We start from the raw sequence: 15,108 nt of genomic DNA on the forward strand, positions 1-15,108 counted from the left end.
CGGGGTTTTCACCGGGGGTGGGAGATACCGCGAGCCATGCGGGCATGGGGGCGCCTTGCAGCCTGAAAGAGGCCGCAAGGCGCGATGCGGGAACAGCCCTCGACGCCCGATTGCCTGTGCAAAGAGAGTGATCGAGGGCACGACGGCCATGTGCCGCCGATGGACCGGCCAGTTAGTCGACCTTCGCGCCGGAGAGCGCCACGATCTTCCTGGTCTGCTGCGTCTGCTCGTCGATATAGCGCGAGAACTGCTCCGGGCTGACCTTCATCGGCACCATCCCCTGCGCGGCGAAGTTCTTCTCGACGAAGTCCCGCTCATTGAGGATCTCGACAATGGTGGTGTTCAGCTTGGTCACCACCTGCCTGGGCATTTTTGCCGGGGCAAGCACGCCGTAGACGGCGGAGATATTCATCTCCTTGAAGCCGGCCTCCGTAAATGTGGGGACATCCGGCAGGGCCTGGGTCCGCTTCTCGCCGCTCACCGCCAGCACTTTGATCTTGCGCGCGCCGACGAAGCTCTGGATGGTAGGCAGAGCCGGGAACGTCAGGAGGATCTGGCCGCCCACGACATCGCTGACCGCCGGCGCGGAGCCCTTGTAGGGCACGTGGACCAGATCGGTGCCGGCCAGCTTGTTGAACAGCGCCCCCATCAGGTGGGGCTGGCTGCCGTTGCCGAACGAGCCGTAGCTGAGCGTGCCTGGCCGGCTCTTTGCATAGGCCGCCAGTTCTTTGAGACTATTGACCGGCAAGCTGCCCGACACGGCCATGACGAGGGGCACATAGCCAATGGCGGCCACCGGCACGAAATCCCGCGATACGTTGTAGGAAAGCGTGGGCAGTACCACCGGGTTCAGCACAAAGGTGGCGTCGTTCGTCAGCAGCAGCGTATAGCCATCGGGTTGCGCCTTGGCCACGGCTTCCGCGCCGATCACGGTGTTGCCGCCGCTCTTGTTTTCGACCACGACTTGCTGGCCCAGCTTTTCGGACATGCGATGGGCCAGTTGCCTGGCGATGATGTCGGTGGTGCCGCCGGGCGCGTACGGCACCACCAGCCTGATGGGCTGGGCGGGAAAGGACTGCGCCCACGCCGTGCCCGCCCCGGTCAGCCAGGCGAGGGCAAGGCCCGCCAGGCCCATGTGCCTGCAGTGGCGGGAAAGCCCGCTGGTCTTTGCGTCCGCCCTTGCATCCTTGTTCCCGCGCGCAGGGGAATTTTCGCGGCCAGGTTGCCGCTTGTGGTCTTGCCAAAGCATAGTGTCTCCATCCATTTCAGTATTGGAATCCAGCTCGCCGGCTGGCTTTCATTCAGGCAAACAACCAGGGCTCCCGCCGTGCCCGCTCTTGTTCATAGCCGCGGATTTGTACGGTATGGCGCAGGGCCAGCGCGATATCGTCAAGCCCGTTCAGCAGGCAGTACTTCTTGAACGGATCGAGCGAAAAGCCAATCGCTTCGCCGGACGGTGTCGTCACGGTCTGCTCGGCGAGGTCGATTTGCAGGCGGTAGCCGGGCGTCGCCGCGACCTCGGCAAACAGCCGGTCGACAATGGCCGCATCGGCGACGATCGGCAGCAAACCGTTCTTCATGCAGTTGTTGTAAAAGATGTCGGCGAAACCGGGCGCGATCAGGGCGCGCATGCCAAAGTCTTCGAGTGCCCACGGCGCGTGTTCACGGGACGAGCCGCAACCGAAGTTCTCGCGCGCCAGCATGACCGAGGCACCCAGATAGCGCGGCTGGTTGAGCACAAAGTCCGGGTTCAGCGGACGGCTGCTACAGTCCTGCCCCGGCTCGCCGTGATCCAGGTAGCGCCATTCATCGAACAGGTAGGGACCGAATCCGCTGCGCTTGATGGATTTCAGGAACTGCTTGGGAAGCATGGCGTCGGTATCGACATTGGCGCGGTCCAGCGGCGCCACCAGTCCATCCAGCGTGGTAAAGGCTCTCATCGTTACCTCCTCTGTCAAAGCGCGCGAATGTCGACGAAATGGCCCGCCACCGCCGCCGCGGCCGCCATCTGCGGGCTCACCAAGTGGGTTCGTCCCCCTGGTCCCTGCCGGCCCTCGAAGTTGCGGTTCGAGGTAGACGCGCATCGCTCGCCGGCCGCCAGCCTGTCGTCGTTCATGCCCAGGCACATGGAACACCCCGGCTCCCGCCACTCGAAGCCGGCCGCGATAAAGACCTGGTCCAGCCCTTCGGCCTCCGCCTGCGACTTCACCAGCCCGGAACCAGGCACCGCCAGGGCCAGGCGGATGCTCGGGGCGATGTGCCGGCCGCGCAGCACTTGCGCTGCCGCGCGAAGATCCTCAAGGCGGGCGTTGGTGCACGAGCCGATGAAGATCTTGTCCAGCGGGATGGACTCCAGCGGCGTATCCGGCTGCAAGCCCATATAGTCGAGCGCCCGTTCCATGCTCTTGCGCTTGACCGGATCGCGCTCCCACTGGGGATCGGGTACGCGCTCGCCGATGGCCACCACCATTTCCGGAGAGGTGCCCCAGGTCACATGCGGGCGGATCGAAGCCGCATCGATCTCCACGATGGCATCGAAAACCGCGTGCGGGTCGCTGCGCAAGTTCCGCCAGAACGCGCTGGCGGTCTCCCACGCCTGGCCTTCAGGCGCGAGCGGACGGCCCCGGAGATAGGACAGCGTGGTCTCGTCGACCGCCACCATGCCGGCCCGCGCCCCGGCCTCGATCGCCATGTTGCAGACCGTCATACGTGCTTCCATGCTCAGGCCGCGAATAGTGCTGCCAGCGAACTCGATCACATGCCCGGTCGCGCCGGCGGTGCCGATCCGGCCAATCAGGCTGAGCGCGATATCCTTGGCGGAAACACCCGGCGACAACTCGCCTTCCACCCTGACCAGCATCGATTTCGGCTTGGTCATCCACAGGCATTGCGCGCCCAGCACCTGCTCGACCTCCGAAGTCCCGATACCAAAGGCGAACGCAGCGAATGCGCCGTGCGTGGATGTGTGCGAGTCGCCGCAGGCAATGGTCATGCCGGGCAGCGTGGCCCCGCGCTCTGGCCCGACCACGTGCAGGATGCCCTGGCGCGGATCATCCATGCCGAAGTTGACAATGCCGTGCTCGGCGCAGTTCTGGTCCAGCGCCTCCACCTGGGCGCGGCTCACAGGATCGGTGATGCCCTGCGCGCGCGCGGTGGTCGGCACATTGTGGTCGGCCGTGGCAAGCACCGATGCGGCGCGCCAGAGCTTGCGCCCGTTCAGGCGCAGGCCTTCGAAGGCCTGGGGACTGGTCACCTCGTTCACCAGGTGCCGGTCGATATAGATCAGCGAGGGCCCGTCGGCTTCCTCGTGGATGACGTGGCTGGCCCAGAGCTTATCGAGCAGGCTGGCCGGCTGGCTGACTTCAAGCATGATGTTTGTCTCCGTAATACCCCGCGCAGGCGCAGGTCGCGCGCGGGCCTTGCCAAGGGATGCTGGATTGCGCTGCCGGCCTATCGTGTTTCCAGCCAGGCCGGCCTGGGATGGAGGTCGGTGCGCTTGCCGGCCTTGACGACCTGCCCGGAAATGTCGTGCCCGACCAGGGCCGGCAGGCCTAGCGCCACACCGAGCAACCGGTCCAGGTCGACCCCGGTGTCAACGCCGGACGACTTCAGCATGTGCACCAGGTCTTCGGTGCAGATGTTGCCGGTGGCGCCCGGCGCGAACGGGCAGCCGCCCAGCCCGCCCAGCGACGCGTCGAAGCTGGTCACCCCCGCCGCCAGTCCCGCCAGCACGTTGCTCAGTCCCATGCCGCGCGTGTTGTGGAAGTGCAAGGTCAAGGGCACGCCGGGGAACCATGCGCGGAAGGCCGCCACCAGTGCGCCCACCTGGCGAGGATCGGCCATGCCGGTGGTATCCGCCAGCGTGATGCTGTGCATGCCCATGCCGAGATACTGCTCGGCAGCCCATTTCACCCGCTCGGGCGCAATCTCGCCTTCGAACGGGCAGCCGAAGGCCGTCGCGATGCAGCCGCTGACCCGCAGCGCCGTTCCCTGCACCAGTTGCATCACACCGCGAAACTGCTCGATCGACCGCGCGCAGGTCATGCGCATATTGGCCAGGTTATGCGTCTCGCTTGCCGACATGACCAGATTGATCTCGTCTATGCCGCAAGTGAGCGCCCGTTCGCAGCCGCGCGCGTTGGGCACCAGCGCCGCGTAGGTGACATCCGGATGGCGCCGGATCCCCCTGGCGACCGCTTCGGCATCACGCAGATTCGGAATGGCCTTGGGCGAGACGAAGGAAGTGATCTCGATCTTGGCCAGTCCCGTTGCCGATAGCCGGTCGATCAGATCGATCTTCCGCTCGGTCGGAATAAACTCTGGTTCGATCTGGAAGCCGTCCCGTACCGAAACCTCGTTGATGAATACCCGCTGCGGGGCGTTTGAAAACCACATGACTTTCTCCTGTCGTGCTGGCTGGCGGTTCAGACCACGCCGGCGTCGCGCAATGCCTGGAATTCGGCGCCGGAGATGCCGAGCGATGCCAGCACCTCCTCCGTGTGGGCACCCAGCGCGGGGCCGAGCCACTGGGTCTTGCCCGGGGTCTCGCTGAGCTTGGGCACGATCCCCGCCATTTCCACTGGCACGCCGTCCGGCAGGGTGTGGGTCTCGATCATGTCGCGGGCGCGATAGTGCTCATCGGTGCAGATTTCGGCGGCCGTGTAGATCTTGCCGCAGGGGACGGCCGCGGCGCCCAGCGTGGCGAGCACCGTTTCCAGGTCATGCGAGGATGTCCACGCGGCGATGGCCTCGTCGAGCATCGCGTTATGCGCGACCCGGCCGTCGTTATGGGCAAGGCGCGGGTCTTCGGCGAGATCGCCGCGGCCGATGGCCGTCATGAAGCGCTTGAAGATGGCGTCGCCATTGCCGGCGATGACGACGTAGTGGCCGTCCTTGCAGGGATAGGTATTGGAAGGCGAGATACCCGGCAGGCTTGTGCCCGATCTCTCCCGCACATGCTTGAGCATCGAGTATTCGGGAACCAGGCTCTCCATCACGGCGAAGACCGATTCGTAGAGCGCCACGTCGATAAACTGGCCCTCGCCGCCGTTGACGCGCAAGTGATGCATGGCCAGCAGCGCGCCGATCACGCCGTAGAGCGAGGCCAGCGTATCGCCGATGCTCACACCCGAGCGGACCGGCGGCCGGTCCGGATAGCCCGAGACGTAGCGCAGCCCGCCCATCGATTCCGCGATGGCGGCAAAGCCCGGCCGGTCCTTGTAGGGACCAGTCTGACCGTACCCGGAAATCCTGACCATGATCAGCGCCGGATTCACCTGGCGCAGGTCTTCCCAGCCGAGGCCCCATTTTTCGAGCGTCCCCGGCCGGAAGTTCTCGATCACGATATCGGCACTGGCGACCAGCTTGCGCACGATGTCCTGGCCCGCGGGCGAGCGCAGGTCCAGCGTCACCGATTTCTTGTTGCGGCTCTGGCTGTACCACCACAGGGAGGTGCCCTCGTACAGCTTGCGCCATTTGCGCAGCGGATCGCCCTCCTCGGGCGGCTCGATCTTCAGCACGTCGGCACCGAACTGGGCCAGCAGGCTGCCCGCGTATGGTCCGGCGATCAGCGAACCGAGTTCAATGACCCGGATGCCCCAGAGGGAGGGTTTGTCGTTGACGTTGTCTTTGTCGTCGTTGTTGGCTTCGGCCATGGCTGTATCGAACTCCTATCTGCCACTATTGCCTGGTGGCTCGCGGTACTGAAGGTTGAAAGAAGTCGCGCAAGCCGTAAAGCAACCATTGGCGAGCGCGCCATCGCAAAACGCGATGGCAGGGCCGGCACGGCTACGGCGCCTCGCGAAGGTGGTCGACCAGCAGCCTCGCCACCACGGACAAGCCCTGGTACGCGCGTACCCCGATCACAAGCTGGCGCTCCGCCCACGGTTCGTCCAGCCTGATGGTGTGGATGCCAAGCGTGTGCTGGTATGGCGCGGCGCTGCATTTGGGCAGGATGCCCAGGCCCAGGCCGGCCTGCACCATCAAGCACAGGGCGTCGTAGCCCGGCACGTGAATACGCGGCTTGAGCGCCCTTCCCGCCTCGCTGGCGGCCTTGATCAGCTGCAGGTTGATGTGGCTGCCCGCGTGCAGGCTCACGTGGTCGTAGTCCAGCGTCTCGCGTATCGCCACCGACTGCCGGCCGGCAAGCGCGTGCCCTTGCGGCACGATCAGCACCAGTTCGTCGCGCCGGTAGGGAAAGGTCTCCAGCTCCGCCCCTGCCGCCCCGGCGGTAAAGATGCCGATATCGGCGGCGTTCTCCGCCACGGCCCGCACAATCGCGGAACTGATGCGCTCCTCCAGGTGCACGTCGATCAGCGGATATGCCGCCAGGAAGGACTTGAGTTGCGCCGGCAGGAACTGCGTGATGGTGGAGATATTGGCGAATACCCTGGCTCGCCCCCGCAGTCCCCCGGCATAGTCGCGCATGCGAACGGCAATATCGTCGAGGTCGTGCAGGACGCCACGCGCCAGGTGCATCAGCTCCACCCCCGCTGCCGTCGGGCGCACCCCCTTGTTGCTGCGCACGAGCAACGCCGTTCCCAGGCAGTGCTCCAGCTCGCTGACGCGCTTGCTTACCGCCGCCGCGGCAAGATGCGCGCGTTCGGCGGCAGCCGAGATGGATCCCTCTTCGAGGATGCAGACGAAGAGCCGCAATGACGTTGGATCGAGCCTCACGATGATCTTGTGCTCCGGAATGCCGATGGCGGCTGTCTTGTGGCTAAAATACGCGCATGAAACCAATCGCCAAACCCACTGCCGCGGCCGACGAGGACGCGCAGCCCAAACTGGAAGAAGGCCACCGCGACTATGTCGCGGCCCTGGCGCGAGGCCTTGCGGTCATTCAGGCGTTCACCGACAGCGAACCCGAAATGACGCTGAGCGAAGTCGCCCAGGCCACGGGAATGAGCCCCGCCACCGCACGCCGCGCGCTGCTGACGCTGCAATCGCTCGGTTACATCGGCGCGAACGGGCGTCGATTCCTGCTCTTGCCCAAGGTGCTGTCGCTTGGGGCGGCCTTCCTCAGCTCCATGAACCTGCGCGACATCGTGCAGCCCTTCCTGCAAGAGGTGGCCGAGCGCTTTCGCGATTCGGTCTCGCTGGCCATCCTCGACGGCGACAGCGTGGTCTATCTTGCGCACGTGCCAAGCAGCCGCCGCATCGCGTTTCGCGCCTCGGTTGGCTACCGCCTGCCGGTCCACTGCACCTCGCTCGGGCGGCTGCTGCTTGCGCACGCGCCGAAGCGGCAGCAGAACGCTGTCCTCGCCAAGGCGCCGTTCCAGAAGTACACCCCGATGACGCTGAGCGAAGCGGACGATCTGCGGGCGGCGCTGGCCAAGGCACTGGAGCAGGGTTACGCGGCACAGGACAGCCAGCTGGAAATCGGCGTGCTGTCGATCGCGGTACCGGTGCGCGACCCGCAGCAGCGGGTGATCGCCGCCATCAATTGCTCGACCGAAGCCGAACGGACCAGCATGGACGAACTGCTCTCCACCCGCTTGCCCGCGCTGCGCGAGGCCGCCGCCTCGATCGAGGCGGCGATACAGCGAGCGCCCGCCCTGGCGCACTCCATTTCGGCGGCGTCCTGAGCCGGGCAAGACCGGCACGCGCCTAGCGTGCCGCCTCGGGCTCCATGGCGATATCGAGCTCCACCAGTTGGTAGTTGTCGCGCTCGGGATGCGGGCGCACTGCCACGATGTGGTCGTCGATGGTCGAGAAGATACAGTCGACCGGATTGGCGGGATCGCCGGCGAAATAAACCTGCGAGGTGAGCATCCGATAGCCGGGATGTACCACGCGGTAGTGGATATGCGGAGCGCGCTGGCGGTTGCGGCCGAGCCGCTTCATCAGCACGCCGACTTCGGTGTCTTCGCGGCCGATGATGTAGCCGCCTGGCCGCACCGTGAGAATGCTGAAACCGCCATCCGCGTTGCAGCGCAGCTTGCCGCGCAGGTTGTCCGCCGACTGGGAATCGTCCTCGTTTTCATAGCGGCCGAACTGGTTCGGCTGCCACACGATGAGTTGCGCCCCCGCGATGGAACGGCCGGTCACGGCGTCGCGCACCTGCCCCCTTAGCTCGAGACGCTGGCCGGGCTCTTCGTCCGTCGCCAGTGAACAAGGATTGGGGCCTTCGGCGATGCCGTCCTTCGGGAAGGGACCGGTCACGTTCTGCGGGGTGGCCTGATCGTCGGAGCGTGCCAGATCGAGCGCCCGCATGGTCATGCCCATCATGTCGCAAAGCATGATGAGTTCATCCTGGGCCGCCACCTTGCCCAGCCAGCCTACGATGCGATAGAGCTCCTGGTCCGTCAGGCGCAATTCGTCCAGCATGGCGTGAAAGTGGCGAAGCGCCACCGCGAAGCGAGCCTGAAGCGCCGGATCGGAACCTGCGGCACCTTCGCACATCGCGCCGATTGCCCGTTGCAGGGTGGGATTGTCTTGCATGTTCATGGTTGTCTCCGTCTCGATTTATCGGGTTGCGGCGCCGCCGGCCAGGTCGACGGCTCGCGCAAGCAGGGTCGAATCCGCCTTCAGCTTGTGCTTGGCCGGCTTATGCGTGGGCGTGTGGGGAATGGCGTCGACCAGCACCACGAAGCGCGGCAGCTTGTGCGCGGCAAGCCGGTCTTTGGCCCAGGCAACCAGGGCTGCCGGATTGACCGTCTGGCCCTTCCTGAGCTGCACTGCCAGCATGATTTCTTCTTCGCCAAGCTCGGCCGGCACGCCAACGGCCGCGGCTTCTTCGACCGCGGGATGCTCGCCGAAAATGCGGTCGAGTTCGGCGCCGGACACGTTTTCGCCCTTGCGCCGGATGACGTCCTTCTTGCGGGCGACGAAGACGTAGTAGCCGTCGGCGTCCTGGCGCACCAGGTCGCCAGTGGCGAACCAGCCGGCCTTGAACGCGGCTTCGGTCTGCGTGGCGTCTCGAAAGTAGCCCTGCATCAAGGTGGGCGTGCGGATCAGCAACTCGCCCTCCTCGCCCTGGGCCACGTCAACTCCCTCGTCGTCAACGATGCGGGCTTCGGGCGCCGCGATGCTGGTATCGGGATGACGCGAGATAAGGCCCATCGTCCCCAGCTTGTGCGGCCCATTGAAGGGGTTGGCGATCACCCCCGGAATTTCGGTCATGCCATAGCACTCGATCAGCCGCGGCACATGAAACTCGTTCTTCATCACGCGGACCATCTCCTGCGTCTGCGGCGCGATGAACATCTTGGTGATGCGGTGGCCGGGGACGAATTCCTCGCGTGGCCGGCGCGCCAGGATGCTGCCGGCGGCAGCCACGAGGTTGACCTCGGTCGCGCCGCTCTCCGCGGCAAAGCGCCAGAAGGACGAGGCGGAGAACTTGCGCAGCAGCACCAGGCAGCCGCCGCATGCGAAGGCGCCGCCAACCGAGTACATCAGCGCATTGATGTGGAACAACGGCATCACGCACATCACCCGCTCGCTGGGCTGCAGGTGGAGGCGGCCAACGAATGCCTCCGCGGTCAGCACATAGCCGCGATGGCTGTGCATGGCGCCTTTCGGGAAACCGGTGGTGCCCGAGGTGTAAATGATCAGCGCGGTATCGGTCGCGTTGCCCGTGCCCGGCGGTACCTGCGCCGGCGTGCCGGCGCCCATCGATTCCTCAAGCGTGGGCACCGCGTGCTGGCCGGCCTCGTTGGCACGCAGCCAGACACTCTCGCCAAGTTCGGCGACGACGGCCGCCGCGGTTTCGAAGGTGGCCGGGGAACACACCACGCCCGAGACCTGCGCGTGCCGGAGCACGTAGAGCGCCTCGTCCAGCCGGTAGTCCGGATTCGCCGGCACCATGCTGGCGCCGATCCGCGCCAGCGCGAACATCAGTACCACCGTGGAGGGATGGTTGGCCGACAGGATGCCGATCCTGTCGCCGGGGCGCACACGCATATCGTGCGCCAGCCAGTTCGCGGCGCGGGAAATCCGCGCTTCCAGCTGCCCATAGGTCCAGGACTCGCCTTCGAACAGGACGGCGGGCTTGTCCGGATGTGCTTCGACCCGCGCGGCGAGAAAATCCGGGAGCGTGAAGTCATGCGCCCGGTACTGCCGGAGCACCTCCAGCGGGGTGATCATCGCCGGGTTACCGACGGAATGAGGATGGCTCATGCTGCCCTCGCCGGGATGCCGTCAAAAGCGATGGCGTGTTCGGCGGCATCGGCCAGGATGAAGCCAATAGGCTGCCGTTGCTCTTCCTGCAGGTGGGCGATCAGGCTTGCCACGCGGGCCAGCAGCGGCACCCCCTTCAAGGCGCCGGCCGGATATCCGGCATCCAGCAGAACCGCCGGGATCGCCCCGGACACGTTCATGGGCAATGGCTTGGCGTAGTGCGCCGGGACCGCTTCGGCGACCGCTTCCAGCGCGGCGACGTGTTCGCCCGCCAGGCCTAGTTCGCGCGAGTACGCCAGCAGCCGGTGCGCGCGCGGGTCGCCCTGCTTGTGCGTGGGATGGCCAAAGCCCGGCAGCGACTTGCGCGCCTGGCGCAAGGCCCGGACCACCGAGTGCGCGCTTTCGGCAATGGAACCAACCTCCCTGCCCGCCAGCACTTCCTTGAGCATCAGGCCAGCGGTTTCCGATGCACCCAGTATCACGGAGCCGCAGCCAAGGACGCCGGCCGCGACCGCGCCCTGCAGCGCGTCCGGGGCAGCCGCAAGGGTCATTCGCGCAGCCTGCACGGACGGCACCAGGCCATGTTCGGCGATGGCGACGAGGCAGGCATTGGTGACCGCCACCAGTCCTTGGTCAGGTATCCGCCCGGTAAGGAGAAACAGGAAGTACTCCGTGAAGCCGACCTTGCCGATGAGTTCCTGGCTCAGGTCCTTGCCGTGCACGGAGACCCCATGGATATCCACCTCGGCGATGGCCGTACGGCCAGCCGGGGGCTGCTTTGTCTGCTCGATTGTCATATCATCTCCTCTTTATTTTTGCGTTAGGCGCAAATAATAGCGATATGCGAAATAATTCTAGGGCGGGATCTACCAGTTGGCAAGCCACCTGAACGAGGACAGGCGAACCGCATAGCTCGGCAGGTTCGCCCAAGGCATCGCTCACGCTCCGTCCGTGAATGGCTCCGCATTGCCGATCTTTGCCAGCGAACCGTCCGTGAACGGATCGACTTGCCGGATGGCCCCATCGGTGAAGGGATCAACTGGGCGAGCCGCGCCATTGGTATAGGGATCAGCCTTTTGCACCGCTACCTTGCGGAACTGCTCATCGACAAGTCCGCCGTGTCGCGGGAGGTCCTGCGTCGCCACCTGGGGTGCTTCGAGCCGACTGCTGCGCGCACCATCCAAAAAGACGTCGGGAGAACGCACAGTCGCCTGCGCGACTGAACTCGCTACCAGCATCACGGCCGCGCCAATCATTGCCTTTCTCATCGCACTTGCTCCTTTGAAAACTAAAAAAGAGAACGGTAAATCACGTCAGATGCACTTTTCGACCCGAGTGGTTACGCCCTTGGAGCACACTATAGACAAAACCGTACCGTATGGTATTCTTCGGTTTGGAAGACAGGGTTCGGTATCGTTGAATGCTCTGAGCGGCGCAGGACTGCCGCAAGGCCCTGGATCTTCGATTTGATAGACTGCAGAGGACCTGAGACATCAGGTCGCGATTTTGGCGCTTGGCCTCTTAACCACCTTGCTACTCAATGGACCTACAACAGAGCACGTTGACGAAAACCTCCGCGAAGTCGCCTGTGCGCTTGACGCGCCGGGGGGAAGATAAGCGCGCGCTGATTCTGACCATCGCCGCCGACATGTTTCTCGATCACGGCTACGACGGCGTCAGCCTCGACGAGATTGTCAAGGCGTGTGGAGGCTCAAAGACCAATGTCTACAGCTACTTTGGCGGCAAGGACGGGCTCTTTGTCGCCGTTGTAGAGATGCTTTGCGGCAAATTCCTGGAGAAAACCGAGTGCCTGGACCTCTCGCACAGCAGCGCGGCGCAGGGCTTGCAGAAAATAGCGCACAGCTTCCTTCAGTCGCTGCTGGAGGAACGCCACCTCGCATTCCTGCGGCTCATCATCGCCGAATCACGCCGGTTCCCTGAACTAGGGCGATGCGTGGTACACCCGCGGCCCGAAGGCTTCCTGCACGTATATCGCCAGTTTCCTGGCAATGCATGAGGCGGCAGGGGCCACGCTGGTTGCAACACCTGAGATCGCCGCCCAGACATTCCACAGCATCGTGATCGCCGGCACATTGCACCGCGCGCTCGCGACTGACTACCGCCCCACCGAAGGCGAACTCGACGCGCTCATTCTGTCTGCCATTGCTTTGATCGTAAGGTCATAGCTGCCTATCGGTATTTCCCGAATGCCGGGGCCTTGTCGGCTCACAGCGCCGCATTGCGAGCGTCAACGCGCTCGACGCGCGTCCTGTGCTCACTCGGCTCCTCTGACAATCGGTTGCGACAGCCGCTTGCTCCCTCCACCGCCGGTGGCGGAGATATCGCCGTTGTTCCAGCAAGGCCTAGAGTCCCTTCTCGGCCAGCACCTGCCGACTATCCTCGATTGACGTCAAAGCGGGCGCCATCACACATCAACAGGCTGTGATATGAAAATTACGCGCCAGCTTTTGCCGCTGATTTGCTGCGCCTTTTTGTCGTCCGCCGCCCTGGCGGACGCGGTGACACTGCCCCCGATGAATCTCGGCAACACGAGCTTTCTGGACGGCATCGCAGGGCCGGGCTTCCTTTTTGAAGTTGGCTCCAGCTACTACCACGCCACGACCATCAAGGACGACGCCGGCCAACGCCGGTCCGGCGGCCCCGCGCATCGAGGTGGCTGCCATCGTCCCACATATTGCCTACATATCCCCCAATATCACGCTGCTTGGCGGACACGTTGGCGGCGAGATATTGCTTCCGCTTGTCTATGCCAACCTGAAAGTCGGGCCCGGCCTCGAAGACAGCAACTTTGCCGCCGGCGGACGTCCAGTTCAGCCCCTTCCTGGTTCAATGGGACGGGCCAGACGCTGTTTGACATGCCCTTCTTCCAGCGGTTCGATCTGCTTGTTTCGGCGCCAACCGGGCAGTACAACCGCAATGCGCTCGCCAACGCCGGAAGCCATGCCTGGGACGGTCGCGCCTTACTATGCTTTCACGCTGATGCCCACCGATAAGTTCGAGATCAGTGCCCGGCTCAACTACCAGTGGAGCAGCAAGAACACCAAGCCATCCTCGGCCTTCAACGCAGACTCCGTGCAGGCCGGTGACGCGCTGTCTCTAAACCTCTCTGGCTCCTATGCTGTTTCCAAGCACTGGCGGATCGGCATCGCTGGCTATGCCCTGCAACAACTCAGCGAGGATCGCATCAATGGCAAGTACCAGTCGGACTCCAAGGAACGGCTCTTCGGGGCTGGCCCGGGGGTGCTATACCAAGAAAGTTCGTACCAGATCCTGTTGAATGCATATAAGGAATGGGGCGCCAGGAATCGCCCGGAGGGCAGCAAGATCGTGCTGCGGTACCTGCTCCCGTTCTGATTGGAAACACCGCGCCAGCCTCTTGCCTCACTTTCCAGGGGCGGCTTGTTATGGCTGCATGAATTGGCATCATCCGTACGAAAGGTCTCGCCATGGAATATTTGCTGGATCCTCTTTGCCTGGGTGTTGGCTTGGTGCTATGCGACGTTCTCGCCTGGCGCCTCATCGAACCCGGCTACAAGCGGCTGCGCCTTGCCGCCCGGCTGGCAATATTTGCATTGCTGACTGCCGTGCTTCTCCATGGCGGCATGAGCCCGCTCGATGCAGCACCGTCGCCTGAACAGCCGGTTCGCCATTTCCTTGGACAGGCGCTGGAGATCATCTGGTGGCTGCTCGGCGCCCGCGCCCTCACCATTCTCCTGGACGCGCTCTTCATGCCCAAGGCCTGGCACCAGGAGCGCCTGTTCCAGGACGTGCTGGGTGCGCTGATCTTCGTTGCCGCGGCCGTGGCGGCCATCGCCTACGTGCTTGAGCTTCCTGTGAGCGGCTTGCTGGCGACGTCGGGCGCCCTGGCCATCATTGTTGGCCTGGCGATCCAAAGTACATTGAGCGATGTGTTCTCGGGACTCGTACTGAACGCCACACAGCCCTACCATCTCGGCGACTGGGTCTCCATCGATGGCGTGGACGGCAAGGTGCTGGAGATAAACTGGCGCGCCACCCATCTGCTGAGCGCCCAAGGGAATCTGGTGGTGATCCCCAACAACGTGACTGCCCGGGCCAAGATCACCAATATCAGCCGGCCCTCGGAACTGCACGGCGTCAACGTATCCATCCAGGTCACACCGGAAGCCCGCCCGAATGTGGTTGTGGAAGCGCTGGAGCGCGCGGTTCTAGGTTGCAAAGTCGCATTGGCAAAGCCCGCGCCATCGGTGATGGTGAAACAGGCCGGCGCCAACTCGATCGAATATGAAATTACCTGCTACGTCGAGGATATCGCCAATAAGAGACTGGCCACGAATCAACTCTTCGATCTCGCGCATCGGCACCTCGCATCCGTCGACGTCAATCTCCGTCCGCTCGCCGTCCCCAACACAGGCACCCCGGCGACCGATCGCCGCCAGCGCCTGCTTTCGACTGTGAGCATCTTCCAGGCGCTCGGCGCGGACGAACTCTCCCAGCTTGCCAAACGCCTGTCGCGGCATGAATACCAGGCGCACCAGACGGTTGTGACAAGTTCCGATGTCACGGACTACATGCTCCTTGTGGACTCGGGTGTGCTCTCCGTCTCAATTGCACGCGGAAACGAGCGCGTGGAGACTGCCCGCCTCGGACCGGGTGAAGCGTTCGGCGAGCCTGGCGTTTTGGCGGGCATTGCCATGCAGGTGACCATTGAGGCAATTACCGGCGTGGTCCTCTACCGGCTCGATAAAACGGATCTCACACCGGTACTTCAATCCCGTCCTGAAGTGGGATCGCAAATGTGCCAGCTGCTTTCCCAGCGGCAGGAATCGAACAGCGCCTTCGGCAACATGCAACCGCCTGCCCATGCCGGCAAATCCAGCGTCTTGCAATGGCTCCAGGACAAGATGCACAGCCTCCATCATCTTGCCGGACACTAGGTGCCGTGACCCCGGGCACTGGCCTCTCCGGCAGAACACCGTGTTCGGTCGC

15 protein-coding genes are annotated in these 15,108 nt (G+C 64.2%); 5 read left to right on the top strand and 10 right to left on the bottom strand.

From position 1 onward, the window contains the following. Window positions 1-172: 172 nt before the first annotated feature. The 6 genes from ACZY0R_RS39635 to ACZY0R_RS39660 all read right to left on the bottom strand — a co-directional run bounded on the left by ACZY0R_RS39635 (window position 173) and on the right by ACZY0R_RS39660 (window position 6,675). Window positions 173-1,249: a Bug family tripartite tricarboxylate transporter substrate binding protein gene (locus ACZY0R_RS39635; RefSeq protein ID WP_488866826.1), complete on the bottom strand. Its 1,077-nt coding sequence runs from the start codon at window positions 1,247-1,249 to the stop codon at window positions 173-175. Window positions 1,250-1,301: 52 nt separating this feature from the next. Further along, complete coding sequence (leuD, locus tag ACZY0R_RS39640) at window positions 1,302-1,940, bottom strand: 3-isopropylmalate dehydratase small subunit (RefSeq protein WP_488866828.1); 639 nt, start codon at window positions 1,938-1,940, stop codon at window positions 1,302-1,304. Between the two features lie 14 nt (window positions 1,941-1,954). Further along, a complete protein-coding gene (gene leuC / locus ACZY0R_RS39645) occupies window positions 1,955-3,370 on the bottom strand; it encodes a 3-isopropylmalate dehydratase large subunit (RefSeq protein WP_488866830.1) in 1,416 nt (471 codons plus the stop codon). A gap of 80 nt (window positions 3,371-3,450) precedes the next feature. After that, window positions 3,451-4,395 carry a hydroxymethylglutaryl-CoA lyase gene (locus ACZY0R_RS39650; RefSeq protein ID WP_488866832.1) on the bottom strand — a complete coding sequence of 315 codons (945 nt, stop codon included), beginning with the start codon at window positions 4,393-4,395 and terminating at the stop codon, window positions 3,451-3,453. A gap of 29 nt (window positions 4,396-4,424) precedes the next feature. Continuing rightward, a complete protein-coding gene (locus tag ACZY0R_RS39655) occupies window positions 4,425-5,654 on the bottom strand; it encodes a CaiB/BaiF CoA transferase family protein (RefSeq protein ID WP_488866834.1) in 1,230 nt (409 codons plus the stop codon). A 133-nt stretch (window positions 5,655-5,787) separates the two neighbouring features. After that, complete coding sequence (locus tag ACZY0R_RS39660) at window positions 5,788-6,675, bottom strand: LysR family transcriptional regulator (RefSeq protein WP_488866836.1); 888 nt, start codon at window positions 6,673-6,675, stop codon at window positions 5,788-5,790. Between the two features lie 56 nt (window positions 6,676-6,731). Between ACZY0R_RS39660 and ACZY0R_RS39665 the strand changes: the two genes are divergently transcribed. Next, complete coding sequence (locus tag ACZY0R_RS39665; protein ID WP_488866838.1) at window positions 6,732-7,586, top strand: IclR family transcriptional regulator domain-containing protein; 855 nt, start codon at window positions 6,732-6,734, stop codon at window positions 7,584-7,586. Between the two features lie 22 nt (window positions 7,587-7,608). Here the strand turns inward: ACZY0R_RS39665 and ACZY0R_RS39670 are convergent, their stop codons facing one another. The 4 genes from ACZY0R_RS39670 to ACZY0R_RS39685 form a co-directional block, all read right to left on the bottom strand. Beyond that, complete coding sequence (locus tag ACZY0R_RS39670; RefSeq protein WP_488866840.1) at window positions 7,609-8,448, bottom strand: dioxygenase family protein; 840 nt, start codon at window positions 8,446-8,448, stop codon at window positions 7,609-7,611. Between the two features lie 18 nt (window positions 8,449-8,466). After that, window positions 8,467-10,119 carry a class I adenylate-forming enzyme family protein gene (locus ACZY0R_RS39675; RefSeq protein WP_488866842.1) on the bottom strand — a complete coding sequence of 551 codons (1,653 nt, stop codon included), beginning with the start codon at window positions 10,117-10,119 and terminating at the stop codon, window positions 8,467-8,469. Continuing rightward, on the bottom strand, window positions 10,116-10,916 hold the full coding sequence (locus ACZY0R_RS39680; protein ID WP_488866844.1) for a citryl-CoA lyase: 801 nt from the start codon (window positions 10,914-10,916) through the stop codon (window positions 10,116-10,118). Before ACZY0R_RS39680 ends, ACZY0R_RS39675 begins: the two co-directional genes overlap by 4 nt. Window positions 10,917-11,057: 141 nt before the next feature. Next, window positions 11,058-11,387 (bottom strand): hypothetical protein, encoded by a 330-nt coding sequence (locus ACZY0R_RS39685; RefSeq protein WP_488866846.1) that lies wholly within the window; start codon window positions 11,385-11,387, stop codon window positions 11,058-11,060. Between the two features lie 293 nt (window positions 11,388-11,680). On the opposite strand from ACZY0R_RS39685, the gene ACZY0R_RS39690 reads away from it, so the two are divergent. The 4 genes from ACZY0R_RS39690 to ACZY0R_RS39705 all read left to right on the top strand — a co-directional run bounded on the left by ACZY0R_RS39690 (window position 11,681) and on the right by ACZY0R_RS39705 (window position 15,056). Then, on the top strand, window positions 11,681-12,136 hold the full coding sequence (locus ACZY0R_RS39690; RefSeq protein WP_488866848.1) for a TetR/AcrR family transcriptional regulator: 456 nt from the start codon (window positions 11,681-11,683) through the stop codon (window positions 12,134-12,136). Next, on the top strand, window positions 12,129-12,305 hold the full coding sequence (locus ACZY0R_RS39695; protein ID WP_488866850.1) for a hypothetical protein: 177 nt from the start codon (window positions 12,129-12,131) through the stop codon (window positions 12,303-12,305). Before ACZY0R_RS39690 ends, ACZY0R_RS39695 begins: the two co-directional genes overlap by 8 nt. Window positions 12,306-12,792: 487 nt before the next feature. Further along, window positions 12,793-13,494: a SphA family protein gene (locus ACZY0R_RS39700; RefSeq protein WP_488866852.1), complete on the top strand. Its 702-nt coding sequence runs from the start codon at window positions 12,793-12,795 to the stop codon at window positions 13,492-13,494. Between the two features lie 92 nt (window positions 13,495-13,586). Beyond that, window positions 13,587-15,056 carry a mechanosensitive ion channel domain-containing protein gene (locus ACZY0R_RS39705; protein ID WP_488866854.1) on the top strand — a complete coding sequence of 490 codons (1,470 nt, stop codon included), beginning with the start codon at window positions 13,587-13,589 and terminating at the stop codon, window positions 15,054-15,056. Window positions 15,057-15,108 lie beyond the last annotated feature (52 nt).

It is taken from the genome of Cupriavidus sp. F041, from assembly GCF_057814235.1.

What these genes read in the sequence shown, in the direction of transcription:
- leuC (WP_488866830.1), bottom strand. Translation starts at nt 3,370, where the DNA reads ATGCTTGAAGTCAGCCAGCCGGCCAGCCTGCTCGATAAGCTCTGGGCC.
- ACZY0R_RS39680 (WP_488866844.1), bottom strand. Translation starts at nt 10,916, where the DNA reads ATGACAATCGAGCAGACAAAGCAGCCCCCGGCTGGCCGTACGGCCATC.
- ACZY0R_RS39655 (WP_488866834.1), bottom strand. Translation starts at nt 5,654, where the DNA reads ATGGCCGAAGCCAACAACGACGACAAAGACAACGTCAACGACAAACCC.
- ACZY0R_RS39675 (WP_488866842.1), bottom strand. Translation starts at nt 10,119, where the DNA reads ATGAGCCATCCTCATTCCGTCGGTAACCCGGCGATGATCACCCCGCTG.
- ACZY0R_RS39695 (WP_488866850.1), top strand. Translation starts at nt 12,129, where the DNA reads ATGCATGAGGCGGCAGGGGCCACGCTGGTTGCAACACCTGAGATCGCC.
- ACZY0R_RS39635 (WP_488866826.1), bottom strand. Translation starts at nt 1,249, where the DNA reads ATGCTTTGGCAAGACCACAAGCGGCAACCTGGCCGCGAAAATTCCCCT.
- ACZY0R_RS39705 (WP_488866854.1), top strand. Translation starts at nt 13,587, where the DNA reads ATGGAATATTTGCTGGATCCTCTTTGCCTGGGTGTTGGCTTGGTGCTA.
- ACZY0R_RS39670 (WP_488866840.1), bottom strand. Translation starts at nt 8,448, where the DNA reads ATGAACATGCAAGACAATCCCACCCTGCAACGGGCAATCGGCGCGATG.
- ACZY0R_RS39685 (WP_488866846.1), bottom strand. Translation starts at nt 11,387, where the DNA reads ATGAGAAAGGCAATGATTGGCGCGGCCGTGATGCTGGTAGCGAGTTCA.
- leuD (WP_488866828.1), bottom strand. Translation starts at nt 1,940, where the DNA reads ATGAGAGCCTTTACCACGCTGGATGGACTGGTGGCGCCGCTGGACCGC.
- ACZY0R_RS39650 (WP_488866832.1), bottom strand. Translation starts at nt 4,395, where the DNA reads ATGTGGTTTTCAAACGCCCCGCAGCGGGTATTCATCAACGAGGTTTCG.
- ACZY0R_RS39665 (WP_488866838.1), top strand. Translation starts at nt 6,732, where the DNA reads ATGAAACCAATCGCCAAACCCACTGCCGCGGCCGACGAGGACGCGCAG.